The organism is Mycobacterium sp. SP-6446, assembly GCF_001954045.1.
Taxonomy (GTDB): domain Bacteria; phylum Actinomycetota; class Actinomycetes; order Mycobacteriales; family Mycobacteriaceae; genus Mycobacterium.
In genome coordinates this window covers 16,651-41,761 of the sequence record NZ_MBEM01000140.1, presented here as the reverse complement: position 1 = coordinate 41,761, position 25,111 = coordinate 16,651, and the positions used below count along the sequence as shown (strand labels likewise).

The window sequence follows — 25,111 nt, the reverse complement described above, 5'->3', positions numbered from 1 at the left end:
CGTCCAGGGCGCCGACACGACGAGGAGCTCCGCCGTCAACGCACACCTACTAGCTTGCCTCCCACGAATTCGCAGTCGGGCGCGTTGGCGAGTTGGTTGAGTGAACCCGGCCGGTAATGCTCGGCTTGTGGTTTTGTGTTGGCGACGCAGTTCCAGACAATGCCGGTGTTCGATCGCGATCCTTGCAATGTCGCGGCCATCATGGCGACCGCAATCAGCGCAACGCCCAGTGCGGCTGCAAGTAGCTTGGCGTCCAACCTGATCGGATTGCGCGGCGCGGGGCGAGACACCGGCGTCCGGTCCGCGGTCAGTTGGCTCAATTGTGCTGACAGGTGGCGGTTTTCGGCTTCCAGCCGCGCGATTTTCCGCTCGAGATCGGCGATGATCCCGCCTCGGTCTGCACCGTCGCCCGCGTCGCGATGGTGGGGCTCAGTCGCGGGTTCGCGACGCAACAGCAGCGCGGTAGTCACCGCCCCGGCCAGGAACAGCCCGCAACTGACGCCGAACGCGACGGTGTAGCCGTGTACCGCAGCGGCGGGTTGCAGGGCGGGGCTGGGGGGCCGATGACTGGCCATGTAGCGGGTGAGTGCGGACGCGAAAATGGTTGAGAGCGCGGCCGTTCCAATGGCACCGCCGATCTGCTGGCTGGTGTTCACCATCGCCGACGCGACGCCGGCATCCGGTCCGGCAACACCTGCCGTCGCCGTGGCGATCGCGGGCGCGAACGTTAGGCCCATGCCCACTCCCAGGGCCAGAAGCGGCCCAAACACGTTGCCCGCATAGGTGGAGTGAACGTCGAGCTGGGCCAGCCAGAACATGCCGCCGGCGGCGATGAGCATCCCGGGCGGAATCACCCGGCGGGGCCCCAGCCTCGGAATCAATCGCGCGTTGGCCAGACCGGCCGCCACCGCGATACCGCCTGCCAGCGGCAGGAACGCCACGCCGGTCTTGAGCGGGCTGTAGCCGAGGTTTTGCTGGGCATAGTAGGTCAGGAACAGGAAGGCGCTGAACATGCTGCAAAAGGCGATCATGATCGCTAGGTATGCGCCAACGCGGTTGCGGTCCATGACAATCCGCAGCGGCAGCAACGGCGCGTCGGCCCGCGCCTCGATCACCGCGAAGGCGGCCAGCAGCAGGCCGCTGCCGATGAACATCACGACGGTCAGCGGCGCGCTCCAGCTGTGTGTTTCGGCGTTGGACAGGCCGTAAACCAGACAGAACAAGCCCCCCGAAGCGGTGATGACGCCGAGCCAGTCGAGCCGGGCCAGGCTGCCGCGGTGATCTTTCGCCGCCACCAACGCCAGCACCCCCGCGGCGGCGACCACCGCGAAAACCAAGTTCACGTACAAACACCACCGCCACGACAGCCACTCGGTGAGCGCGCCGCCGAGCAACAGACCCACGACGGCGCCGCCGCCCGCGATCGCGCCGTACACGGCGAACGCCTTGCCGCGCTCTTTGGTGTCGGTGAAGACGACGTTGAGGGTGGACAAGGCCGCCGGGGCCAGCACCGCCGCGAAGGCGCCTTGGAATGCGCGCGCGCCGGCCAGCACCGCGAAACTGGTCGCCGCGCCGCCGACCGCAGATGCGGCGGCGAATCCGGCCAGGCCGATCAACAATGTGCGGCGGCGGCCGAAGATATCCGACAACCGGCCGCCCAGGAGCAACAGGCTGCCGAACGCCAGCGAATAGGCGGTGATGATCCATTGCCGGCTTTCGACGCCGAAATGCAGGGACGCCTGGGCGGAGGGCAACGCGATGTTGACGATCGTGGTGTCGAGCACCACCATCAACTGGGCGATGCCGATGACCGCCAGGACCAGCCATGGATGCGATCCGCGCGGCCGCTGCTCGGGCCCGGCAGCACCGCCGGGGATGTCGGTTTGCGTGCTCACTGCCATGAACTGTCTGGTACCCGCTGAGGTGCGTTCGCAAGCCGCGCTCGGGTCGCGGAGCGATTACCAGGCGCGGGTCAGGTCCGCGTGCTGCCGGATCCAGGCGTGCATCGCGATCCCGGCGGCGACGCCGGCGTTGATGCTGCGCGTCGAGCCGAACTGGGCGATGGACACCGTGATCGCCGCACCGGCCCGGGTCTCGCCGGTGATGCCGGGCCCCTCCTGGCCGAACACCAGCAGGCACTCGCGCGGCAGCGCCGTCTCCTCCAGACGCGCCGCCCCGGGAACGTTGTCCACGGCGACGACCGTCAGACCCGCGTCGGCGGCGAAGTCCAGCAGTTCGGCCGCGCTGTCGTGATGACACAGCCGCTGGTAACGATCGGTCACCATGGCGCCGCGGCGATTCCAGCGCCGCCGCCCGACGATGTGCACCGTGTGCACGGCGAACGCGTTGGCCGTGCGCACCACCGAGCCGATGTTCGCGTCGTGGCCGAAGTTCTCGATCGCCACATGCAGCGGCTGACGGCGCGTATCGATGTCGGCGATGATCGCTTCCCGGGTCCAGTAGCGGTAGGCATCGACGACATTGCGAGTATCGCCGTCGCGCAACAGGTTTGGGTCGTAGCGCGGGTCATTGGGAAGGTCGCCCTCCCAGGGCCCGACGCCCCCGGCCGGTATGCCCCATTCGGTCGGTCCGGGTCCGGTCATTTCTGCGTCCACACCCCCGCATGGGTGCCGTCGACCGCCACCGTCGCATAAAGCAGCGCCTCGTTGATCTCGCCCTGGGTGCACAGCGACGCGTTGACGTGCACCGCGTCCAGCGACGCGTCGGGAAGGATCAGCACCGACGACCCGTACGCCGCGCAGGCCGGATTCAATCCCGGCCCAGGCAGCGTCGGCGAGGAGAGCAGCATCAACGGGCCGCCGCGCTTGGCCGAGTCGTCGCGATACCGGGCGGCGACGGAGTCGGCCTCCAGCCCCAGCAGCATGTAGCCGTTGCCATTGAAAGCTCCCGCATCACCCAATTGCGCCTTGGTGACCGGGATTCCGTCCGCGCGCCAGGCCGACAGGCTGGTGGTCTTGACGACCAGGCCGGTGTCGTTGGCGTTGGTCGGCATCATCCCCAGCGGGAACGCCGCCGGATAGGCCGCCGACGTATTCGGGATCCGGTCCCGCGGCGAGTAGGTGTAGATCCCGCGGACCTGACTGTGATCCTTCAGCGGGCCGAGGCAGACCGTGCCGGTCAGCCGGTCGGGGGGCGCCGACAGCGGAGAGCCGAGATCGTGCACGCTGGTCGCCGCTGCGTCGCAACTGCCCAGCCCGAACGACTCGATGGGATGAGCCAGCGCGCCGTAAAGCCCGAACCGGACGTCCTCGGCCTTGGCGTGCGGCGCATGTGGATCCTTGGAGGCCACGGCGGCCGAGACGTCGACCAGCACGTAGTCGCCGTCCCAGCGCAGGTTCGACACCGACATGTTCCAGCCGAGCAGCGCCAGCGATTCGCCGAGCCGCGCGCCCTGGGCGCCGTAGGGGTTGAGGGGATGGGTGGAACCCGAGCAGCCGAGCAGGCAAACCGCCAGACAGGCGAACACCGCGATGAAGCTGCGCATACCGCCCGCGGCCTACCCCAGCCCCAGATCGGCGAGGCCCAGCACGCTGCGGTACGACAGGCCCTCGGCCTCGATGGCCTCGGCGGCGCCGGTGGCGCGGTCCACCACGGTGGCCACGCCTATGACGTCGCCGCCCGCGTCCTGCACGGCACGCACGGCCGTCAGCGCCGACGCGCCCGTGGTGCTGGTGTCCTCGACCACCAGCACGCGCTGACCGGCGACCTCCGACCCCTCGATAAGCCGTTGCAGGCCATGGGTTTTCGCCGACTTGCGCACGACGAACGCGTCGATCGGCCGGCCCGGCGCGTGCATGATGGCCGTCGCCACCGGGTCGGCGCCCAGTGTCAGGCCGCCCACGACGGCGTAGTCCCAGTCGCGGGTGAGCTCGCGCATCAGCCTGCCGATCAGTGCGGAGGCCCGGTGGTGCAGGGTGGCGCGGCGCAGGTCGACGTAGTAGTCGGCCTCCTTGCCCGACGACAGCGTCACCCGCCCGTGCACCACCGACAGCCGTCGCACCAGGTCGGCCAGCTCGGTGCGATCATCAGCTCCGGTCACGACCACCGACTCGCTTCGTCATGGTGATCAGGGCGACGGGGCGTGGCATGAGCGACAGTGTACTGACCGGACCCCGACCGGCCCGGCGCGCTATCAGCGCTGGTAGTTAGTGGCCTGATGGCCGTTGCGCCCCGCCGGCGGCGGACGCCCGCCGGGGTCGCGGCGCACCGGCTCGGGTTTGCGGCGGGCGCCCTGAACGTCGGAGCCCAGCAGCCCGGCCACGTCTTGCTGCGGGCGCCGGGACGTCAGCTCCGCGCGCCCGGCCGGAGCCAACGGTCGGCTCGGCGACGCATTGCGGAGGCCCGCCGGCGCCCCCGCGTCGGCGGAGGTCTCCTCCGGCAGCGGCGGCAACACCCGCAACAGGTCGTTGAACTGGCGGACCGTGCGCAGGCCCTCGTCCCATTGGGTGCGCGTGCTCGCGATCGGCATCGCGACCAGCGTCCAGTTCTGCTCGTTCCACATGATCTCGGCGCTGTCGGGCGCGGTGTGCGCGAAGGTGACCATGCGGCGGTCGCAGGCCCGCCGCGCCGCATCCAGATTGGTGGAGTACACCATCCGGGGCCCGATGGCGCCCAGCAACCAAATGTCGCTCTCCCGTGGCTCTTTCAGCCCTTTGAGCCGCAGGTCGACGACGACGTTCGTGCCCACCTTTCGGTGCAGCGCGATCACCGTGGCGACTTCCTCGAGGTCGAAGATGTACACGGCCTCGCCGCGAATCTGACCCAGCACGACGTTGTGGGCCGGAACATCGCCGACCGTCGACATCACGCCGCGCTTCCAGCGCTTCAGGATGTCGGTGGATTCACGCTCGAAATCGAAGCCGTGCGACCGCGCCCACGATCGACGCCGCCTGCTGCGTCCCCGGCGTCGATCGATATCGACGTACAGCAACACCACCGCGCCGACAAAGCACAGCGCGGAGAGCGTGAACCAAAGGGGGACCATCCCCAACAGGGTATCTGCTATCCGCCGGGAATACAGAAACCGACCAGGTCACAACCCCATCACAGCATGCACCAGGCGTCCCAGTGTGCGCTGGCGGTTTTGACTGCGAGCCGCGCCGTTAGCCGAGAACCAGCGAGTCGCCGTCGGGGCTGACGTTGACGGGCACCACGTCGCCGTCGTGCACGTCGCCCGCCAGCAACATCTTGGCCAGCCGGTCGCCGATGGCCTGCTGCACCAACCGGCGCAGCGGCCGGGCGCCGTAGACCGGGTCGAACCCGCGGTGCGCCAGCCACCTCTTGGCCGGCAGCGACACCTCCAGCTGCAGCCGCCGTTGCGCCAGCCGCTTGCCCAGCTGGGCCAGCTGAATGTCGACGATCTGCACCAGCTCTTCGGGGTTGAGGCCGTCGAAGACCAGCACGTCGTCCAGGCGGTTGATGAACTCCGGCTTGAACGTGGCGCGCACCGCGGCCAGCACCTGCTCCTCGCTGCCGCCCGACCCGAGGTTGGACGTCAGGATCAGGATCGTGTTGCGGAAGTCGACGGTGCGGCCCTGGCCGTCGGTCAGGCGACCCTCGTCGAGCACCTGCAATAGCACGTCGAACACGTCCGGATGGGCCTTCTCGACCTCGTCGAACAGCACAACCGTGTAGGGCCGACGGCGCACCGCCTCGGTGAGCTGACCGCCCTGGTCGTAGCCGATGTATCCGGGAGGCGCGCCCACCAGGCGGGCCACCGAGTGCTTCTCGCCGTACTCGCTCATGTCGATGCGGACCATCGCCCGCTCGTCGTCGAACAGGAAGTCCGCCAACGCCTTGGCCAGCTCCGTCTTGCCGACGCCGGTGGGGCCGAGGAACAAGAACGATCCCGTCGGCCGGTTGGGGTCGGCGACCCCGGCCCGGCTGCGCCGCACCGCGTCGGACACGGCCTGCACGGCCTTCTTCTGCCCAACGACGCGCTTGCCCAGCTCGTCTTCCATCCGCAGCAGCTTGGCTGTCTCGCCCTCCAGCAGCCGCCCGGCCGGGATGCCCGTCCACGCCGACACCACGTCGGCGATGTCGTCGGGACCGACCTCTTCCTTGAGCATCACATTCTCGCGGGCCTCGGCCTGCGGTAGCGCGGCGTCGAGTTTCTTCTCCACCTCGGGGATGCGCCCGTAGCGCAGCTCGGCCGCCTTGGCGAGGTCACCGTCGCGCTCGGCGCGGTCGGATTCGCCGCGCAACGTCTCGAGCTGCTCCTTGAGTTCGCGAACGATGTCGATCGCGTTCTTCTCGTTCTGCCAGCGGGCGGTCAGCTCGGCCAGCTTCTCCTTGTGATCGGCCAGCTCGGCGCGCAGCTTCTCCAGCCGCTCCTTGGACGCCTCGTCCTCTTCCTTGGCCAGCGCCATCTCTTCGATCTCGAGCCGGCGCACCAGCCGCTCGACCTCGTCGATCTCGACGGGCCGCGAGTCGATCTCCATCCTCAATCGCGATGCCGCCTCGTCGACGAGGTCGATCGCCTTGTCCGGCAAAAAGCGCGCCGTGATGTAGCGGTCGGACAGCGTCGCGGCGGCCACCAGCGCGGAGTCGGTGATGCGCACACCGTGGTGCACCTCGTAGCGGTCCTTCAGCCCGCGCAGAATGCCGACGGTGTCCTCGACCGACGGCTCGCCGACGAAGACCTGCTGGAAGCGCCGCTCCAGCGCGGCGTCCTTTTCGATGTGCTTGCGGTATTCGTCGAGCGTGGTGGCGCCGACGAGTCGGAGCTCGCCGCGGGCCAGCATCGGCTTGATCATGTTGCCGGCGTCCATCGCGCCCTCGCCGGTCGCACCCGCGCCGACGATGGTGTGCAGCTCGTCGATGAACGTGATGATCTGGCCCGCGGAGTTCTTGATGTCGTCGAGCACGGCCTTGAGCCGTTCCTCGAACTCGCCGCGGTACTTGGCGCCGGCCACCATCGACCCGAGGTCCAGGGCGATGACGGTCTTGTCCCGCAGGCTTTCCGGCACGTCGCCGGCGACAATGCGCTGCGCCAGGCCCTCGACGATGGCGGTCTTGCCTACGCCGGGCTCGCCGATGAGCACCGGGTTGTTCTTGGTGCGACGGGAGAGCACCTGCACGACGCGGCGAATCTCGTTGTCCCGCCCGATAACCGGGTCGAGTTTGCCCTCGCGGGCCCGCGCGGTCAGGTCGGTGGAGTACTTTTCCAGCGCCTGGTAGGTGGACTCGGGATCGGGGCTGGTGACCCGGGCGCTACCGCGCACCTTGACGAACGCCTCCCGCAACGCTTGCGGCGAGGCGCCGTGTCCGGTCAGCAGCTTGGCGACGTCGGAGTCACCGGTGGCCAGCCCGACCATGAGGTGCTCGGTGGAGACGTATTCGTCGTCCATCTCGGTGGCCAGCTGCTGGGCGGTGGTGATCGCGGCCAGCGATTCGCGGGACAGCTGCGGTTGCGAGCTGGCGCCGCTGGCCTGGGGCAGCTGGTCCAGAAGCCGCTGCGCTTCGGCGCGGACGGTGGCGGGCTCGACGCCGACAGCCTCCAATAGCGGCGCGGCGATCCCGTCGTTCTGGGTCAGCAGCGCCAACAGCAGGTGAGCGGGCCGGATCTCGGGATTCCCGGCTTCGCTCGCCGCCTGGAGGGCCGATGTCAGGGCCGCCTGCGTCTTGGTTGTCGGGTTGAAAGAGTCCACGACACCTCCGTTCAAGTACGTAGTGAAAATGCTTGTCGCGATGTTCAACGCCGTCAAGGTTGAGTCTGTTCCGCTCAACTCTACCGGACTTAGAATCGGCGTCCGTGGGCTTAGACGACCGGGACGCGCTGCAGGTGCTGCGCGACGCCTTCGCGCCGGACGGCCCGGGCCTCGGGAACGACCTCGTCCGCCGGTTCTACACCAACTGGTTCGACCTCGACGTCTCGATCCGCGACCTGTTCCCGCCCGAGATGGAGGCCCAGCGCGCCGCTTTCGCCCACGCGCTGCACTGGGTGTATGGCGAGCTGGTCGCGCAGCGGGCGCAGGAGCCGGTGGCCTTTCTGGTCCAGCTCGGCCGCGATCACCGCAAATACGGTGTGCTGCCAACGCATTACGAGACGTTGCATCGCGCGCTGTACGCGTCGCTGCGCGGGCACATCGGTGATGGCTGGACCGACGCGGTCGACGACGCGGCCACCCAGTCGCTTCACCTCATCACCGGGGTGATGAGCGGGGCCGCCGACGCCGAAGAGGGGCCCGCCTGGTGGGACGGCACCCTGATCGAGCACCTTCGGGTATCCCGGGACCTCGCGGTCGTCCGGCTGCGGCTGGACCGGCCGATGCCCTATCACCCGGGTCAGTACGTCAACGTCCAGGTTCCGCAGTGCCCGCGCCGGTGGCGGTATCTGAGCCCCGCCATTCCCGCCGACCCGCACGGCGGCATCGAATTTCACGTCCGCCTGGTGCCCGGGGGGCTGGTCAGCACCGCAATCCTCGAGGAAGCCCGCCCCGGCGACCGCTGGCGGTTGTCCAGCCCGCATGGCGGCCTCAGCGTCGACCGGGACGGCGGCGACGTGCTGATGGTGGCGGGCAGCACCGGCCTGGCGCCGCTGCGGGCGCTGATCATGGACATGTCCCGCTACGCGGAGAATCCGCGGGTGCACCTGTTCTTCGGCGCCCGCTACTTCTGCGAGCTCTACGACCTGCCCACCCTGTGGCAGATCTCCACGCACAATCCGTGGCTGTCGGTCTCGCCGGTCACCGAGTACAACCGCGATCCACCTTGGGCCGCCGACTATCCCGACGTGACGCCGCCGCGCGGCCTGCACGTGCGCCAGAGCGGACGGTTGCCCGACGTGGTGACCAAGTACGGCGGCTGGGGCGACCGGCAGATCCTGATCTGCGGCGGTCCGGCCATGGTCCGCGCCACCAAGGCCGCTCTCGTCGCGAAAGGCGCCCCACCGGAACGCATTCAGCACGACCCGCTGTCGCGTTAAGCTGACCGCGTGCATGTCGTGACGCTGCACGATGCGTCGTCATCGGTGACCGCGCAGTGGGTGCCCGACGCGGGCATGATCGGGACGTCGCTGGCCGACTGCGGTATCGAACTGCTCGGGCAACGCCGCGGGCTGGACGCCTATGTCTCCGACGGCAAGACGATGGGGATTCCGATTCTGTATCCCTGGGCAAATCGATTGGGCGACAACACATATACGGCGGAGAAGGCGACCGTGACGCTGGCGCCGGGCGAAAACGGTGTGCGTGCCGATCCCAATGGGTTGCCCATCCACGGCGTACTGGCCGCCTACCCGGGCTGGCGGGTGATCGCGCAGTCGGCCGACGAGTTGACCGCCGAGCTTGACTTCGGCGCCGATCCCCGGTTGCTGGCCAGCTTCCCCTATCGGCATCTGCTGACGATGGAAGTGCGGCTGGCGGATCGGAGGCTGACGGTGCGCACCACCGTCACCGCGACCGGGGATACGGCGGTTCCGCTGTGCTTCGGCTTTCATCCGTATCTGCGCCTGCCGGACGTGGCCCGCGGGGAGTGGATCATCGAGACGCCACCGCTTCGTCATTTGAGCCTGGACGAAAAGGGCCTGCCCACTGGCGAATCGGAGGAGCAGCCGGGTCGGGAAGAGCCGTTGGGCGACAAAGCCTTTGACGATGCCTACGACGAGGTGGCCGATGGGGAGGTGTTCGCCGTGTCCGGCGGCGGCCGCCGCCTCGAAGTGCACTTCGAGCGGGGGTTTCCGGCGGCGCAGATCTTCGCGCCGCTCGCCGAAGACGTGATCTGTTTCGAACCGATGGCCGCGCCGACCGACGCCCTGCGCCGCGGCGGCTACCGGTGTGCGCGACACGGCAAGCCGGCGGTCACCCAGTTCTCGATCCGGGTCTAGCGACGGAAGTCTCAGCGGCCCTTGCGCGGCTGCCACACCACCAATGCGGTGCTCTTGGGCACCACCGCGACATCACGACGCTGGTTGGCGCGCAACACCGCTATTTCCTCGGACATTTCCTTCAGCCGCGACTGCAGCGCCTCGACCTGATTGGTCAGCTCGATGATCCGCTTGATGCCGGCGAGGTTGACGCCCTCGTCCTGGGACAGCCGCTGCACCTCGCGCAGCAGATCCACGTCGTGCTGCGAATAGCGGCGCCCCCCACCGGAAGTCCGGCGCGGGCTGACCAGGCCGAGGCGGTCGTAGGTCCGCAGGGTCTGCGCATGCATGCCGGCCAGTTCGGCGGCCACCGAAATCAGGAAGGTCCGCGCGTCGTCTCGCTTGGGTTGTTTAGCCATCAGCGATTACCCGCCCATCCAGCCCGGGGATTGAAGCCACTGGAGCGCTCTGCCTCCGCGTACGCCTCCAGGGCCTCCTTGGCGGCGCCTTCCACGTTCGGCGGGACGGCGACCTTGACGGTGACGAGTAAGTCCCCGCTGCCGCCGCCGCGCTTGGGCACGCCGCGTCCACGCACCCGCAGGATGCGGCCGTCGGCGGTGCCCTTGGGCACCCGGACACCCACCTTGCCATCCAAGGTGGGCACCGAAAGCGTTGAACCCAAAGCTAATTCGGTGAAGCTAACCGGGACGGTCACGGTGAGGTCGTCGCCGTCACGGCCGAAGATCTTGTCCGGCCGCACATGCACGGTCACATACAGGTCGCCCGACGGGGCGCCCCGCAACCCGGCCTCGCCCTGCCCGGCGAGCCGGATGCGCTGTCCGTCCTCGACACCCGGCGGTATCCGCACGTTGATGGTGCGGGTGCGCGTGGTGACGCCGGTGCCCTTGCATTCCTCGCAGGGGTGCTCGATGATCGACCCGCTCCCCCGGCAATCGGTGCACGGCTCGGAAAAGCCGAAAGCGCCCTGATTCCGGCTGATTACGCCGGAGCCGTTGCACGTCGGGCACACCTTCGGGCTGGTGCCCGGGCGCGCGCCACTGCCGTGGCAGTTGGTGCACGGCGCGGGACTGGTCAGCCGCAACGGCATCGCGACGCCCTTGGCGGCCTCGACGAAATCCAGCTCGGTTTCGGTCTCCAGATCGTTGCCGCGCCTCGGCCGGCTGGGACGTGCGCTGGCGCCACGGCCGAACAGGCCGCCAAAGAGGTCGCCGATGTTGGTGCCGCCGGTTCGGCCCGCCGCGTCGAACAAATCGTTGAGGTTGAACTCGGCGCCGTCACCGCCGACGTCGAAGCTGAAGCCGCCGGTGTCGAACCTGCGGCCACCGAAGCCACCGCCGGCGAACAGCCGGCGGGTTTCGTCGTATTCCTTGCGCTTAGCCGGATCCGACAAAACGTTGTGCGCCTCCGACACCGCCTTGAATCGCTCGCCGGCGGCGGGGTTGTCGGGATTCGCGTCCGGATGCAAATCGCGCGCTAGCTTGCGGTAGGCACGCTTGATCTCCTCGGGACTGGCGTCGGAGGAGACGCCCAGCTCCTTGTAGAAGTCCTTTTCGACCCATTCACGCTGGGCCATGTCGCGCCACCCCCTCCCACCTTTCTCTTCGGTTGTTGTGTTGATTCTGAGCCTTAGTCACCTGAGGTGTCGGCGTTATCGTCCGTATCGGCCGGCTCGGGTTCGGCCTCGCTTTCGACGGGCTCACCAGCGGGGGGCGAGTCTTGGCCGTCCTCGGCGACCGTGTCGACCACGCCGACGAGGGCGTGCCGCAGCACGTTCTCGCCCAGGCGGTAGCCCTGTCGCATGACGGTGCCGATGACCGGTTTGGAGCCCTCGCCGCCGTCGCCCTCGTGCTGCACCGCTTCGTGCAACACCGGATCGAAGTCTTCGCCCTCGGCTCCGAACGCCGCCAGGCCGAGCCCGGTCAGCGCGCTCATCAGCTTGTCCGCGACCGACTTCAGCGGGCCGGAGTCGAGGTCGCCGTGGGCGCGCGCCCGGTCGAGATCGTCGAGCACGCCCAACAATTGGCTGACCACGGTGGCCTTGGCCCGATCCGCCGCCGCCTGCTGATCGCGCAGCGCCCGCTTGCGGTAGTTGGCGAAATCAGCTTGCACACGCTGCAGATCGGCCGTCAGCTCGGCGACCTTGGCACCCGCCTCGTCGGCCTTGTCACCGGCCGCCGGCGCCGCCCCTCCCGGCGCGCTGCCGGGAGGGACATGCCGTACTTCGCCGGTCTCGGGATCGATCCGCCGCTTGTCGGTAACCGTTACCTGTTCTTGCGGGTTGCCTTCGGTCACTTGGCCTCCCGGTCGTCGTCGACCACCTCCGCGTCCACGACGTCGTCAGCGGAGCCGGCTCCCGCGCCGCCGCCGGGCTCACCGCCACCGGCCTGCGCGGACTCCGCCTGGGTGGCCTCGTAGATGGCCTGTCCGAGCGCCTGAGACTCCTGACCCAGCTTCTCCATCGCCGCTTTGATCGCGGTGATGTCCGTGCCACCGAGCGCCGACTTCGCCTCGGCCACAGCGGCATCCACCTTGTTCAGCGTGTCCTCGGGGACCTTCGAGCCACCCTCGGCCTCACGCTGCTCCTTGACGAACTTCTCCGTCTGGTAGACCAGCGTCTCGGCCTGGTTGCGAACGTCGGCCTCCTCGCGACGCTTGCGGTCCTCCTCGGCGTGCGCCTCGGCGTCCTTGATCATCCGGTCGATCTCCTCCTTGGAAAGGCCGGAGCCCTCCTGGATCTTGATCGTGTTCTCCTTGCCGGTGCCCTTGTCCTTGGCCGTGACGTGCACGATGCCGTTGGCGTCGATGTCGAAGGTGACCTCGATCTGCGGGACGCCCCGCGGAGCCGGCGGGATACCGGTCAGCTCGAAGCTGCCGAGCAGCTTGTTGTGCGAAGCGATTTCGCGCTCACCCTGGTAGACCTGGATCTGCACCGATGGCTGGTTGTCGTCGGCCGTGGTGAAGGTCTCCGACCGCTTGGTCGGGATCGTGGTGTTGCGCTCGATGAGCTTGGTCATCACGCCACCCTTGGTCTCGATACCGAGGCTCAGCGGCGTAACGTCAAGCAGCAGAACGTCTTTCACCTCGCCCTTGAGGACACCCGCCTGCAGCGCCGCACCCACGGCGACGACTTCGTCGGGGTTGACGCCCTTGTTGGGTTCCTTGCCGCCGGTCATCTCCTTGACCAGATCCGACACCGCGGGCATCCGGGTGGAACCGCCCACCAGCACGACGTGGTCGATCTCGGACACCGAGATGCCGGCGTCCTTAATCACCGACTGGAACGGCTGACGGGTGCGGTCGAGCAGATCCTGCGTGATCTTCTGGAACTCGGCGCGGGTCAGCTGCTCGTCGAGGAACAGCGGGTTCTTGTCGGAGTCAACGGTGATGTAGGGCAGGTTGATCGAGGTGCTCTGCGAACTCGAGAGCTCGATCTTGGCCTTCTCGGCGGCCTCACGCAGCCGCTGCATCGCCATCTTGTCCTTGGTCAGGTCGATGCCGCTGGTGCCCTTGAACTTGTCGACGAGCCAGTTGACGATGCGGTCGTCCCAGTCGTCGCCACCGAGGTGGTTGTCACCGCTGGTGGCACGGACCTCGACGACGCCCTCGCCGATCTCCAGCAGCGAAACGTCGAAGGTGCCGCCGCCCAGGTCGAAGACCAGGATGCGCTGCTCCTTCTCGCCCTTGTCCAGCCCGTAGGCCAGCGCGGCCGCGGTCGGCTCGTTAACGATGCGCAGCACGTTCAGGCCGGCGATCTGGCCGGCCTCCTTCGTCGCCTGACGCTGGGCGTCGTTGAAGTAGGCGGGTGTGGTGATGACCGCGTCGGTGATGTCCTCACCGAGGTAGGCCTCGGCGTCGCGCTTCAGCTTCATCAAAACGCGGGCGCTGATTTCCTGCGCGGTGTATTTCTTGTCGTCGATCTCGATGGACCAGTCCGTGCCCATGTGCCGCTTGACCGACCGCACGGTGCGGTCGACGTTGGTGACCGCCTGGTTCTTGGCGGGCTGGCCGACGAGCACTTCGCCGTTGCGCGCGAACGCGACGATCGACGGAGTGGTGCGTGAGCCCTCGGAGTTTGCGACGACGACGGGGTCGCCACCCTCGAGTACTGCGACGACGGAGTTGGTGGTCCCGAGGTCGATACCGACCGCACGAGCCATAGTGATTCCTCCTGAGTGTGTAGAGCTTTTTTGGTGGCACTATGCTGAGTGAACCCCACTCAAGCCTGCCCTCTCGGGCTTCCGGGTGTCAACCCAGAATTGAGCCTGGGTCACTCAACTTGTTGATCATCCTAACGGCAGGCGGCAGCGTCTTGTTCCCGGGGTCCCGCTCCGGATTCCGCCGAGATTGCCGCCATGGTCGTGGCAGGCGTCCAAATCGCGACCCTCACGGCAATCTCGGCGGAGAAGGCGCGCCCGAGCTCTCAGAACCCGAAGTCGCCGCCGCCGGAGTCGGACCCGCCGCCGAAGTCCGAGCCACCGCCGAAGTCCGAGCCGCCGCCGGAGTCGGACCCCCCGCCGAAGTCGACGTTTCCGCCGCCGGAGTCGTAACCGCCGCCGAATCCGACGTCGCCACCGGAACTCGAGTAGCCCCCGTCAAATCCGACGTTGGCCTGCTGGCTGTCGTAGCCGGCGGATTGACCACTGGTGAAGCCCGAGTCCGCGAACGCCGAATCCCGGCCCGCTTCGAAGCCGCGCTCGTAGCCGCCGTAGCCGCCGCCCCAACGGTCGTCTAGCAGCGCGTCCAGCACCACCACGTCGGCGAGACCCCAGCCCCAGCCCGGACCCCAGAACGCGTACGGGTAGTAGCCGGGATTGAAGAACATCCCGTTGTAGTAGCCACCGGCGTAGTAGTGCGGGTAGCCCGGTTGCGGCACCGCCCGGTAGTCGTTGTTGTTGATCGTGACGTACTGCCCGGTGTCCGGGTTCTTCGCCCGCACCTGCGCCTGCTTGGGGTCTTCCTCGGGATTCGCCGCATACTTCGCCGGGTTGAGCTTCCGGTCGGCCTTCTCCACCGTGGACCGCACCGCCCTGAGGTGTGCCAGCGCCGCGGTGTAGTCCCCCGCCTCGGCTGCCTTGCGGGCGTCGTGCAGACCGGCGTTGGCCTTCACCTGCTCGGCGCTGACGTCCGGGGTGCTCTCGGCGAGCACCGCGTTGTCGAGGTCGGCGACGTCGGATTCCGCCGCGATCAGTTCCTGCGTGAACCGCTCTCGCGCCTCGGAGTCCTTGCGGCGCTTACGACTCCGGCTCGCGACGAACGAGACTAAACCGATCGTCGCTAGGACGAGGGCGACGATGGCCAGCAGCACCCACAACCACGTCCAGCTGGTGTGCTTCTGGTGCACCACCGGGGAGCTCGTTGCCGGCGCGCCGGAAGCCACCTGCACGGCGGTCAGTCTGGCGACGAACTGACGGGCCGCGCCGCGGGGGTCGTTGCGGTTATCCCTGGCCGCCTGGCCCATGAGTCGGTCGACGTTGTCCGCGATGGCCTTCGGCACGTTGTAGGCGCGCACGTGGTAGCCCTTGGCGTCGATGACCAGGATGACGCCGCTGAAGTCGGGAGTGCGACGCACCATGACGTCGTGGATGGTGTCCGGCGTGGTGATGCCGGTTTGGGCGGGTGCCACCGCCGCCACCCAGACCGGCGGTGCCGAACTCCACGTCCACCGGCCGGTGAGGATCTGCTCGTTCAACGTGTCCGGGTTCTGCAACGGCGGGCTCGCCGCAGGGTCGGCCACCACATGCGTCTGGGCGTTGAACTTGGCGACCAGCGCGTCGGTGTAGTTGTCGGCGTGCGCTGGCGAAGCCAGCAGCGCGGCCAGCACCCAGATAAGCGGAAGCGCCAGGAGGCCACCGAATCGTCGTGTCACAGTTCTCCCGTCGTCAGCCCGCGTTGGGTTCGCCTATTCCCGCCGATCGAACCACAACGTGCGCGTGCGGGCCTTCGTTGCCGGTGACGAGCGGGCGGCACAGCCATGGGTTAGCCTGAGCTTTCCCGAAGCCACCACGGCAGGAGCTCGATGCCAGAGCCAGACAGCGCCACCGTGCGGCTCGCGCGCGAAGACGCGGGCTATCACAAGGGCCTCAAAAATCGCCAGATACAAATGATCGCCCTCGGTGGCGCCATCGGGACGGGCCTTTTCCTCGGTGCCGGTGGACGGCTCGCGTCGGCGGGTCCCGGACTGTTTCTGGTCTACGGGATCTGCGGCATCTTCGTCTTCCTGATCCTGCGCGCGCTCGGCGAGCTGGTGCTGCACCGCCCGTCGTCGGGGTCGTTCGTGTCCTACTCCCGCGAATTCTTCGGGGAGAAGCTGGCTTTCGTCGCGGGCTGGATGTATGTCCTCAACTGGTCGATGACGGGCATCGTGGACACCACGGCGATCGCGCACTACTGCCACTACTGGAAGGCGTTGCAGGTCGTTCCGCAGTGGGCCCTCGCGTTGATCGCGCTCGTCCTGGTGTTGTCGATGAACCTGATCTCGGTCAAGGCCTTCGGTGAGCTGGAGTTCTGGGCCTCGCTGGTCAAGGTCCTGGCGCTGGTGACCTTCCTCGTCGTCGGCACGGTCTTTGTGGTCGGGCGCTTCAAGGTCGACGGGCATGACACCGGGACGGGTCTGTGGGACAGCCACGGCGGCCTATTGCCCACCGGCCTGCTGCCCTTGGTGCTGGTCACTTCGGGGGTGGTGTTCGCTTACGCCGCAATCGAATTGGTGGGCATCGCGGCCGGGGAAACGGCAAACCCGGAGAAGATCATGCCGCGCGCGATCAACTCGGTGGTGTTCCGCATCGCGGTCTTCTACATCGGGTCCACGGTCCTGCTTGGGCTGCTGCTGCCCTACACCGCGTACCGGGATCACGTCAGCCCGTTCGTGACGTTCTTCTCCAAAATGGGTTACAGCGGCGCGGGCAGCGTGATGAACGTGGTGGTGCTCACGGCGGCGTTGTCGAGTTTGAACGCGGGGCTGTATTCCACGGGCCGAATCCTGCGCTCGATGGCGATCAACGGCAGCGGCCCGAAGTTCACCGCGCCGATGTCGAGGAATGGTGTGCCATACGGGGGAATCCTGCTCACCAGCGCGGTCGGTTTGTTGGGCATCGTGCTCAACGCCGTCAAACCGAGCCAGGCGTTCGAAATCGTGTTGCACGTCGCCGCCGTGGGCATCGTGTTCGCCTGGGGGACCATCGTGGCAAGCCAGCTGCAGCTTTACCGGTGGGCGAAGGCCGGGCGGTTGCAACGGCCGAATTTCCGCATGCCCCTGTCGCCGTACAGCGGCTATCTCACGCTGGCGTTCCTGGCCGGCGTCGTGGTCCTGATGTTCTTCGACAAGGTGCAAGGGCCCTGGCTGCTCGGCGCGACGATCATCGGTGTGCCCGGGCTCATCGGCGGTTGGTTCCTGGTCCGCGGTCGGGTGCGAGCCGCCGCGCTCGACGCGATCCCGGCCCTACCGCCCACCGACCCGTCGGTGGCGGCTTAGGCCGCGCACGCGTGTCACGCGGCGATAAACCTGAGCCATCGGCTCGATATCGATAACCGCCCGCCTGCAGCAACTTTCGTTATGCCGGCCGTACGCTGATTTCCTGATATCGGAGATCCTCGGGGAGTAATGCGTGCGGTTATCGCGGAAGGCGCAGCGGAGTCTGGCCGGTGGCTCGCTGCTGCTGGTGGCGCTGCTGGCGAGCCTTGAGTTGGTTTCCGGCTGCAGCTCCGTCATCGAGGGCAGGCCGATCGCCAAGCCGGGTACCGGGCCGACGGAACCCACCTTCCCCACGACGACGTCGAGCCCCTCGCCGTCGTCGTCGACGCCGCCCACCAGCCCGACGCCGAGCAGCCCGACCGCGCCGGCCGGAGCCATCCCGCTGCCGCCCGACAACAACGGCTACGTCTTCATCGAAACCAAGTCCGGCGTGACGCGCTGCCAGATCAACAAGGACAGCGTCGGGTGCGAGGCACCGTTCACCAACTCTCCGCTGCAAGACGGCGAGCATGCCAACGGCGTCAGCATCACCTCGGGCGGTTCCGTCGAGTGGGTGCTGGGCAACCTGGGGGCCATCCCGACCGTCACCATCGACTACAAGACCTACGCGGCCCAGGGCTGGACGATCAACGCCAGCACCGACGGAACCCGGTTCACCAACGACCACACCGGGCACGGAATGTTCGTCAGCGTCGACAAGGTGAACACGTTCTGAGCTGACCCGCCGGAGGGGTCAGTACCATCGGTGCCGTGGCACGCACTGGCCCGCCGGACGACTTCCACAATGAACCGACCCGGCATGCGGGTTTCGGCATGGGTGAGCGGCCGCCATTCACCGAAGCGGCCCCCACCGGTCAGGCCCCCGGGGAACCTCCGCCCGGGGAGTACCAACCGGATCAATCCGTCGATCCGTTCGACGAGGAATCCGAGCCCACCGCGTGGTATCGCAGGCCGGTCATGCTGCTCGGGTGGGCCTTGCTCGTCCTGATCCTGATCGCGTTGATCGTTTTCGGCATCACGCAGCTGCTCGGCGGAGACCAGGGCACCAGCCACGTCCCGAGCACCAGCACGACGTCGCCCACCAGCACCACCACCACCACCACGACGACGTCGCCGAGCACGACGACCGAGTCACCGTCGAGCAGCAGTGCGGTCGAGCCGCCGGCCCAACAGCCGACCCAGCAGCCCACGCAGCAGCCCTCACAGCAGCCATCGCATCGGCATCACATGCCGTCGCTTCCGCCGGTGATCACCATTCCGGGCGGGCCAACCATGACGGTCCCGCCCGCCCTGCGCTGAGGCGCAGGTCGCGGTGCGATCAAGGTTTGGTCGCTGATCGGTGGCGGCGCGCGTGGCAGCGGCCCGCGGGTAGCGCCCGCCGATACCGTCACGACCATGACAAGCTACGCGCCGCCACGTGCGATTGGCGTGATCGGGGGAATCCAAGAGCCTGAGCCCGCGGAGTCGGTCCCGCGCTGGCGCAAACTGATCGCGTTGGTCGGATGGGGCATCCCCATCGCGGTCCTCGTCGCACTGAACATCTGGGGCGTCCTGCAGCTGGCCCAGGGTCCCTCCATGTCAGCGCCGGTAATCGAGACCACGCCGACCACCGCCGCGCCCGTCGTTCCGCGGCCTCGACCGATGCTCGACGAGTCGGCGACGGCCGCCGGAGCAACCATCGCCTCGCCGACGCCCGAGGCTTTCCCGGAGGTACCCTCGGTCGTCACGTCGCCGCCGCCCGAGGCTTTCCCAGAGGTGCCCACGATGATCACGTCGCCGCCACCAATGACCGAGGTCACCTTGCCGCCAGGCCGGTGATGCGGCGGCGCACCTAGACTCGCCAGCGAGACAACGGACACGGGGGTGCGCGATATGGGCGAGTCGCTCGGGTTGTCGCTGGGCGTGGCCAACCTGGTCGCGGCCCGCGAGGGCACCGCCCCGCTGGTCCGCAGATCGGTGCTGACGCTGTATAACGACCGACCATCCGAAGTTGGCCTGCCTGAAGAGAATCCGAACCCGGCCGGGCTGGTAATGCGTGGATTCGTCGAGCGGGTCGGAGACCGGGCTCCATTGGTGGCCGCCGACGGAAGCAAATACCTCGGCGAGGCCCTGACTGTCGAGGCGCTCGAGGCGATGGCGCGCGCGGCCGGCTACGGGTCGCCGATCACCGTGGCAGTCCCCGCCTATTGGTCCGAGGCGCAGTACGCCGCCCTGCGTGCCGAGTTTTTCGCCCAACCGACGCTGGCCCAAGGCGGCGTGGCGCCGGCATTGATCTCCGACGCCACGGCCGCGCTGATGGCCCTGCGCGGCAAGCCCGGATTCCCGACCGCCGGCACGGTCGCGCTGTGCGATTTCGGCGCGGGCGGCACCACCGTCACGCTGACCGACGCGGCGACGAACTCTCAGCAGACCGGCCCTTCGGTCCGGCACACGGAGTTCTCCGGCGACGCCATCGATCAGCTCATCCTCAACCACGTGCGGTCGGCGGCCGACGCGGATACCACCCGCGCCGTCGCCGGCGTCACCCGGCCTGGGTCGCTGACCCCTCTGCTCGTCGAATGCCAGCGCGCCAAGGAACATCTGTCGGCGGCGACGATCGCCACGATCCAGGACGGTTCCGGTAGGGGTGTCACGCTCTCGCGCAGCGAGTTCGAACAACTCATTTCCCAGCCCCTGGATCGATTCGTAGGCTCCGTCGAAGAATTGTTGCGGCGCAACGGGATTGCGCGATCCAGCCTCGCCGCCGTGGCGATTGTCGGCGGCGGCGCGAGCATCCCGCTGATCACGACGCGACTGTCGGGGCGCCTGCAGGTGCCGGTCCTCACCACGCCGCAGCCCGTCTACAGCGCCGCCATCGGCGCGGCGGCGCTCGCGGGACTGCAGTCGTCGGCGGGCGCGGCCACCGCCGCGAGTCCGCTCGTCGAAAACCCGACCGAAGCGGTTGCCACCGCCGCTGCAGCCGGTGTGCCGCCCACCCCGTTGGCGTGGTCACAGGACGCGGAGGGGGCGGAGCCGGTCCCCTATACCGGCCCCGAACACCCGGCCGGCTACGGCAGGGAACCAACGGGATTCGGCGACGCCGACGAGGATCGTTATGCCGCGCCGGCCGCCGGGCTGCCCTGGTACAAGCGCACGGCGCTGGTGTTGACCGTGGCCGCGGCGCTCGCGGCAGTGCTGGTAGCCATCGTGCTGGCCCTGACCCTGCTCCGCACCAAGTCCACCCCGACGAACGCACCCGGGCCGCCGCAGACGTCGCAAACCGTCACCATCACCGGGCCGAACAACAGCCCCACTGTGACAGTGATCCCACCGCCACCGCCGTCGACGAACACCACACAGTCGCCCGCGCCCACGACGACAACCCCGGCCCCCACCACGACGACGACCACCGCGCCGCCCACGACGACGAGCCCGCCGCCGACCACCACCGCCACCACGGCCCCGCCGACCACGACGTCGCAGGTAACGACCACCGCGGCGCCGACGACCACGCGCGGGGGACTGCCGCTGCCGCAGCTTCCGTTCGGGCGCTAACCCGGGCGGGAAGTTAGGGCAGCCTCTCTCGCGTCGAAAGCGGCGAAGGTGTCACTATGAGCAAGCCTGAGCAGGCAACAAAGCACGCTAGAGCAACGATGCATGGGAGAGACCTTCTGTGACCACGCAGACCGTCATCAGACTGGTAGTGGGCCTGGGCATGACCGTGTTGGTGGGCGCATTCGCGGCCCGCCGGGTCCTATGGCTGTACAAGCTGGTGATGTCCGGCCAGCCGGCGACCGGGCGCACCGACAACGTCGGCACCCGGATCTGGACCGAGGTCGCCGAAGTCTTCGGGCAGCGCCGGCTGCTGAAATGGTCGATCCCGGGGCTGGCGCACTTCTTCACCATGTGGGGCTTCTTCATCCTGCTCACGGTCTACATCGAGGCCTACGGGTTGCTCTTCCAGCCGAACTTCCACATCCCGATCATCGGCCGATGGGACGCGCTGGGTTTTCTGCAGGACTTCTTCGCGACGGCCGTGTTCCTCGGCATCGCCACCTTCGCGGTGATCCGCATCATGCGCAGCCCGCGCGAAATAGGCCGCACGTCAAGGTTTTACGGCTCGCACACCGGCGGCGCATGGCTGATCCTGTTCATGATCTTCAACGTCATCTGGACGTACGTGTTGGTGCGCGGGTCGGCGGTCAACAACGGCACGCTGCCCTACGGTGACGGGGCGTTCCTGTCGCAGCTGTTCGGCACGATCCTGCGGCCGCTGGGCCACACCGGCAACGAGTACCTGGAAACGGTGGCGCTGCTCCTGCACATCGGCGTCATGCTGGCCTTCCTGATCATCGTGCTGCACTCCAAGCACCTGCACATCTTCCTGGCGCCGATCAACGTGGTGTTCAAGCGGCTGCCCGACGGGTTGGGCCCGCTGCTGCCGGTCGAGTCCGGCGGCGAGCCGATCGACTTCGAAAACCCGCCCGACGACGCGGAATTCGGGCGCGGCAAGATCGAGGACTTCACCTGGAAGGGCATGCTCGACTTCGCCACCTGTACCGAGTGCGGGCGCTGCCAGTCGCAGTGCCCGGCCTGGAACACCGGCAAGCCGCTGTCGCCCAAGCTCGTCATCATGGACCTGCGCGACCACTGGATGGCCAAAGCGCCGTACCTGTTGGGAGAAAAGGAACCCGCCGCCGAGGGCGGCTACGTCGAGTCGGGTCGCGGTGAGCACCATCATGTGCCGGAGTCCGGGTTCGGCCGCGTCCCCGGGTCGGGACCCGAGCAGGTGAACCGCCCGCTGGTCGGCACCGAGGAACAGGGCGGCGTGATCGATCCCGACGTGCTGTGGTCCTGCGTCACCTGCGGCGCGTGCGTCGAGCAGTGCCCGGTCGACATCGAGCACGTCGACCACATCGTCGACATGCGCCGCTACCAAGTGATGATGGAGTCGGAGTTCCCGTCCGAGCTGTCCACGTTGTTCAAGAACCTGGAAACCAAGGGCAATCCGTGGGGGCAGAACGCCGGCGACCGAACCAACTGGATCGACGAGGTGGACTTCGACGTCCCGGTCTACGGCCAGGATGTGGAGAGCTTCGACGGCTACGAATACCTGTTCTGGGTCGGCTGCGCGGGCGCCTACGACGACAAGGCCAAGAAGACCACCAAGGCCGTCGCCGAGCTGCTGTCCATCGCGGGCGTGAAGTACTTGGTGCTCGGCACCGGTGAAAGCTGCAACGGCGACTCCGCGCGCCGGTCGGGCAACGAATTCCTGTTCCAGCAGCTGGCCCAGCAGGCCGTGGAAACACTGGACGGGCTGTTCGAGGGTGTGGAGACGGTCGACCGCAAGATCGTCGTCACCTGCCCGCACTGCTTCAACACCATCGGCAAGGAATACCGGCAACTGGGCAGCAACTACACCGTGCTGCACCACACCCAGCTGCTCAACCGGCTGGTGCGCGACAAGAAGCTGGTCCCGGTCACCCCCGTGTCCCAGGACATCACCTACCACGACCCGTGCTATCTGGGCCGGCACAACAAGGTGTACGAGGCGCCGCGCGAACTGATCGGGTCCTCCGGCGCGAAGTTCACCGAAATGCCGCGCCACGCCGAGCGCAGCTTCTGCTGCGGCGCCGGCGGTGCCCGCATGTGGATGGAAGAGCACATCGGCAAGCGCATCAATCACGAACGCGTCGACGAGGCGCTGGCCACGGGGGCCAACACCATCGCCACCGCGTGCCCGTTCTGCCGGGTGATGGTCACCGACGGCGTCAACGACCGGCAGGAGGAAGCCGGTCGCAGCGGCGTCGAGGTGCTCGACGTGGCCCAGGTGCTGTTGGGGTCGCTCGAGTACGACAAGGCGACCCTGCCGGCGAAGGGCACGGCCGCCAAGGAGGCCGAGAAGCGGGCCGCCGCGGCGCCTAAGGCCGCGGCGCCGAGCGCACCCGCGCAAGCCCCCGCCGAGGCACCCAAGCCCGCCGAGCAGCCCGCCAAGGCTCCCGCACCCGCCAAGGGTCTGGGCATCGCAGGCGGCGCGAAGAAACCCGGCGCCAAGAAAGCGGCCCCGGGGGCGGAGGCATCGGCAACCGCGGCGCCCGCCGCGCCGGCCGCACCCGCCAAGGGCCTGGGGTTGGCCGCCGGCGCCAAGAAACCCGGCGCCAAGAAGGCCGCGGCCCCGGCGGCCGAGCAAAGTGCGCCGGCGGCGGAAGCCGAGGCCCCGGCCACGCCCGCCGCACCCGCCGGCCCGGTGAAGGGGTTGGGTATCGCCGCGGGCGCCAAACGGCCCGGCGCGAAGAAAGCCGCGCCCGCGGCGCCGACGGCTCCCGCGCAGCCGGAGCCGGCCGAGCAGCAACCGGAAGCGAAAGCCGAACCGGAGCCGTCCGAGCAGGCCGACGGCGAGGCGGCCCCGCCGCCGGCGCCCGCCGCGCCTGTTAAAGGGCTGGGCATCGCGCGCGGCGCCCGCCCGCCGGGGAAGCGTTGATCACAGTTTGAGCTCTGTCAGCAAATTTCGGTGGACAGAGATGGCACCATAGGTGACGTGACCGCACACCAGCTGCACCTGCATACCGCAGGTCACCACCGGCAGCGCGCCTTCGCGCAGTCGTCCAAGCTGCAGGACGTCCTGTACGAAATCCGCGGCCCGGTGCACCAGCACGCGGCACGGCTGGAGGCCGAAGGGCATCGGATCCTCAAGCTGAACATCGGCAACCCGGCGCCGTTCGGCTTCGAGGCGCCCGACGTGATCATGCGCGACATGATCCAGGCGCTGCCGTACGCGCAGGGCTACTCGGACTCGCAGGGCATCCTGCCGGCCCGGCGTGCGGTGGTCACCCGATACGAGCTGGTCGACGACTTCCCACGGTTCGACGTCGACGACGTCTATCTCGGCAACGGGGTCTCCGAGCTCATCACCATGACGCTGCAGGCCCTGCTGGACAACGGCGATCAGGTGTTGATCCCCTCGCCGGATTACCCGCTGTGGACGGCGTCGACCTCCCTGGCGGGCGGCACCCCGGTGCACTACCTGTGTGACGAGACCCAGGGCTGGCAGCCGGACATCGCCGACATCGAATCCAAGATCACCGAGCGCACCAAGGCGCTGGTGGTGATCAACCCGAACAACCCCACCGGCGCCGTCTATAGCCGCGAAGTCCTCACCCAGATGGTCGACCTGGCGCGCAAGCACCAGCTGTTGCTACTTGCCGACGAGATCTACGACAAGATCCTCTACGACGATGCCAAGCACATCAGCGTGGCGTCGCTCGCCCACGACATGCTGTGCCTGACCTTCAACGGCCTGTCCAAGGCTTACCGCGTCGCCGGATACCGCGCGGGCTGGCTGGCCATCACCGGACCCAAGGACCACGCCGAAAGCTTCATCGAGGGCGTCAGCCTGCTGGCCAATATGCGACTGTGCCCGAACGTTCCCGCCCAGCACGCGATCCAGGTTGCCCTCGGCGGCCACCAGAGCATCGAGGACCTCGTGCTTCCCGGCGGCCGGCTGCTCGAGCAGCGCGACGTCGCGTGGAAGAAGCTCAACGAGATTCCCGGGGTGTCCTGCGTCAAACCCGAGGGCGCCCTGTATACGTTTCCGCGGCTGGACCCCGAGGTCTACGACATCGAAGACGACGAACAGCTGGTGCTCGACCTGCTGCTGCAGGAGAAGATCCTGGTCACCCAGGGCACCGGGTTCAACTGGCCCACACCGGATCACCTACGCATCGTGACGCTGCCCTGGGCCCGGGATCTGGCGGCCGCGATCGACCGGTTGGGCAACTTCCTGGCCAGCTACCGGCCGTAGGCGGTTTCCGGCC

General features: G+C 68.1%; 20 protein-coding genes. 9 read left to right on the top strand and 11 right to left on the bottom strand.

The window, feature by feature from the left end:
• Positions 1-35 precede the first annotated feature (35 nt).
• The 6 genes from A5736_RS12995 to clpB form a co-directional block, all read right to left on the bottom strand.
• Positions 36-1,901: an MFS transporter gene (locus tag A5736_RS12995; RefSeq protein ID WP_083667394.1), complete on the bottom strand. Its 1,866-nt coding sequence runs from the start codon at positions 1,899-1,901 to the stop codon at positions 36-38.
• A 57-nt stretch (positions 1,902-1,958) separates the two neighbouring features.
• Complete coding sequence (locus tag A5736_RS12990; RefSeq protein WP_076123567.1) at positions 1,959-2,603, bottom strand: RNA methyltransferase; 645 nt, start codon at positions 2,601-2,603, stop codon at positions 1,959-1,961.
• Entirely contained in the window at positions 2,600-3,505 is a 906-nt protein-coding gene (locus A5736_RS12985) for a hypothetical protein (protein ID WP_076246622.1), read from the bottom strand. The genes A5736_RS12990 and A5736_RS12985 overlap by 4 nt, the downstream gene beginning before the upstream one ends.
• Positions 3,506-3,517: 12 nt before the next feature.
• On the bottom strand, positions 3,518-4,060 hold the full coding sequence (gene pyrE, locus A5736_RS12980; RefSeq protein ID WP_076246706.1) for an orotate phosphoribosyltransferase: 543 nt from the start codon (positions 4,058-4,060) through the stop codon (positions 3,518-3,520).
• A gap of 93 nt (positions 4,061-4,153) precedes the next feature.
• Positions 4,154-5,005 (bottom strand): trehalose monomycolate transport factor TtfA, encoded by an 852-nt coding sequence (ttfA, locus tag A5736_RS12975; protein WP_076246620.1) that lies wholly within the window; start codon positions 5,003-5,005, stop codon positions 4,154-4,156.
• 118 nt (positions 5,006-5,123) lie between these two features.
• A complete protein-coding gene (gene clpB / locus A5736_RS12970) occupies positions 5,124-7,670 on the bottom strand; it encodes an ATP-dependent chaperone ClpB (protein WP_076246704.1) in 2,547 nt (848 codons plus the stop codon).
• 104 nt (positions 7,671-7,774) lie between these two features.
• Here clpB and A5736_RS12965 point away from each other — a divergent pair, with 104 nt between their 5' ends.
• Together A5736_RS12965 and A5736_RS12960 are read left to right on the top strand one after the other, a co-directional pair.
• A complete protein-coding gene (locus A5736_RS12965; protein WP_076246618.1) occupies positions 7,775-8,947 on the top strand; it encodes an FAD-binding oxidoreductase in 1,173 nt (390 codons plus the stop codon).
• A 9-nt stretch (positions 8,948-8,956) separates the two neighbouring features.
• Positions 8,957-9,847, top strand: coding sequence for an aldose 1-epimerase (locus A5736_RS12960; protein WP_076246617.1), 891 nt, complete (start codon positions 8,957-8,959; stop codon positions 9,845-9,847).
• 11 nt (positions 9,848-9,858) lie between these two features.
• On the opposite strand, the gene A5736_RS12955 is transcribed toward A5736_RS12960, so the two are convergent.
• The 5 genes from A5736_RS12955 to A5736_RS26350 form a co-directional block, all read right to left on the bottom strand.
• Positions 9,859-10,245: a heat shock protein transcriptional repressor HspR gene (locus A5736_RS12955; RefSeq protein WP_076246615.1), complete on the bottom strand. Its 387-nt coding sequence runs from the start codon at positions 10,243-10,245 to the stop codon at positions 9,859-9,861.
• On the bottom strand, positions 10,245-11,420 hold the full coding sequence (gene dnaJ / locus A5736_RS12950; RefSeq protein WP_076246613.1) for a molecular chaperone DnaJ: 1,176 nt from the start codon (positions 11,418-11,420) through the stop codon (positions 10,245-10,247). The genes A5736_RS12955 and dnaJ overlap by 1 nt, the downstream gene beginning before the upstream one ends.
• 53 nt (positions 11,421-11,473) lie before the next feature.
• Complete coding sequence (gene grpE, locus A5736_RS12945; RefSeq protein WP_076246611.1) at positions 11,474-12,139, bottom strand: nucleotide exchange factor GrpE; 666 nt, start codon at positions 12,137-12,139, stop codon at positions 11,474-11,476.
• Positions 12,136-14,004 carry a molecular chaperone DnaK gene (gene dnaK / locus A5736_RS12940; RefSeq protein WP_076123559.1) on the bottom strand — a complete coding sequence of 623 codons (1,869 nt, stop codon included), beginning with the start codon at positions 14,002-14,004 and terminating at the stop codon, positions 12,136-12,138. The genes grpE and dnaK overlap by 4 nt, the downstream gene beginning before the upstream one ends.
• 263 nt (positions 14,005-14,267) lie before the next feature.
• A complete protein-coding gene (locus A5736_RS26350) occupies positions 14,268-15,713 on the bottom strand; it encodes a hypothetical protein (protein ID WP_076246609.1) in 1,446 nt (481 codons plus the stop codon).
• Positions 15,714-15,863: 150 nt separating this feature from the next.
• Here A5736_RS26350 and A5736_RS12930 point away from each other — a divergent pair, with 150 nt between their 5' ends.
• The 7 genes from A5736_RS12930 to A5736_RS12900 all read left to right on the top strand — a co-directional run bounded on the left by A5736_RS12930 (position 15,864) and on the right by A5736_RS12900 (position 25,098).
• Positions 15,864-17,318, top strand: a complete 1,455-nt coding sequence (locus A5736_RS12930; protein ID WP_076246607.1) for an amino acid permease — start codon at positions 15,864-15,866, stop codon at positions 17,316-17,318.
• A 163-nt stretch (positions 17,319-17,481) separates the two neighbouring features.
• On the top strand, positions 17,482-18,033 hold the full coding sequence (locus A5736_RS12925; protein WP_175611262.1) for a hypothetical protein: 552 nt from the start codon (positions 17,482-17,484) through the stop codon (positions 18,031-18,033).
• Between the two features lie 35 nt (positions 18,034-18,068).
• Positions 18,069-18,617, top strand: coding sequence for a hypothetical protein (locus tag A5736_RS12920; protein ID WP_076246604.1), 549 nt, complete (start codon positions 18,069-18,071; stop codon positions 18,615-18,617).
• A gap of 96 nt (positions 18,618-18,713) precedes the next feature.
• Positions 18,714-19,136, top strand: a complete 423-nt coding sequence (locus tag A5736_RS12915) for a hypothetical protein (protein ID WP_139333294.1) — start codon at positions 18,714-18,716, stop codon at positions 19,134-19,136.
• 54 nt (positions 19,137-19,190) lie between these two features.
• The gene (locus A5736_RS12910) at positions 19,191-20,852 is read left to right on the top strand and encodes an Hsp70 family protein (protein WP_076246599.1); all 1,662 of its coding nucleotides are present in this window, start codon (positions 19,191-19,193) and stop codon (positions 20,850-20,852) included.
• Positions 20,853-20,970: 118 nt separating this feature from the next.
• Positions 20,971-23,778, top strand: coding sequence for a (Fe-S)-binding protein (locus tag A5736_RS12905; protein ID WP_076246597.1), 2,808 nt, complete (start codon positions 20,971-20,973; stop codon positions 23,776-23,778).
• A gap of 30 nt (positions 23,779-23,808) precedes the next feature.
• Complete coding sequence (locus A5736_RS12900; protein WP_076123551.1) at positions 23,809-25,098, top strand: pyridoxal phosphate-dependent aminotransferase; 1,290 nt, start codon at positions 23,809-23,811, stop codon at positions 25,096-25,098.
• The last annotated feature ends 13 nt before the right edge of the window (positions 25,099-25,111 follow it).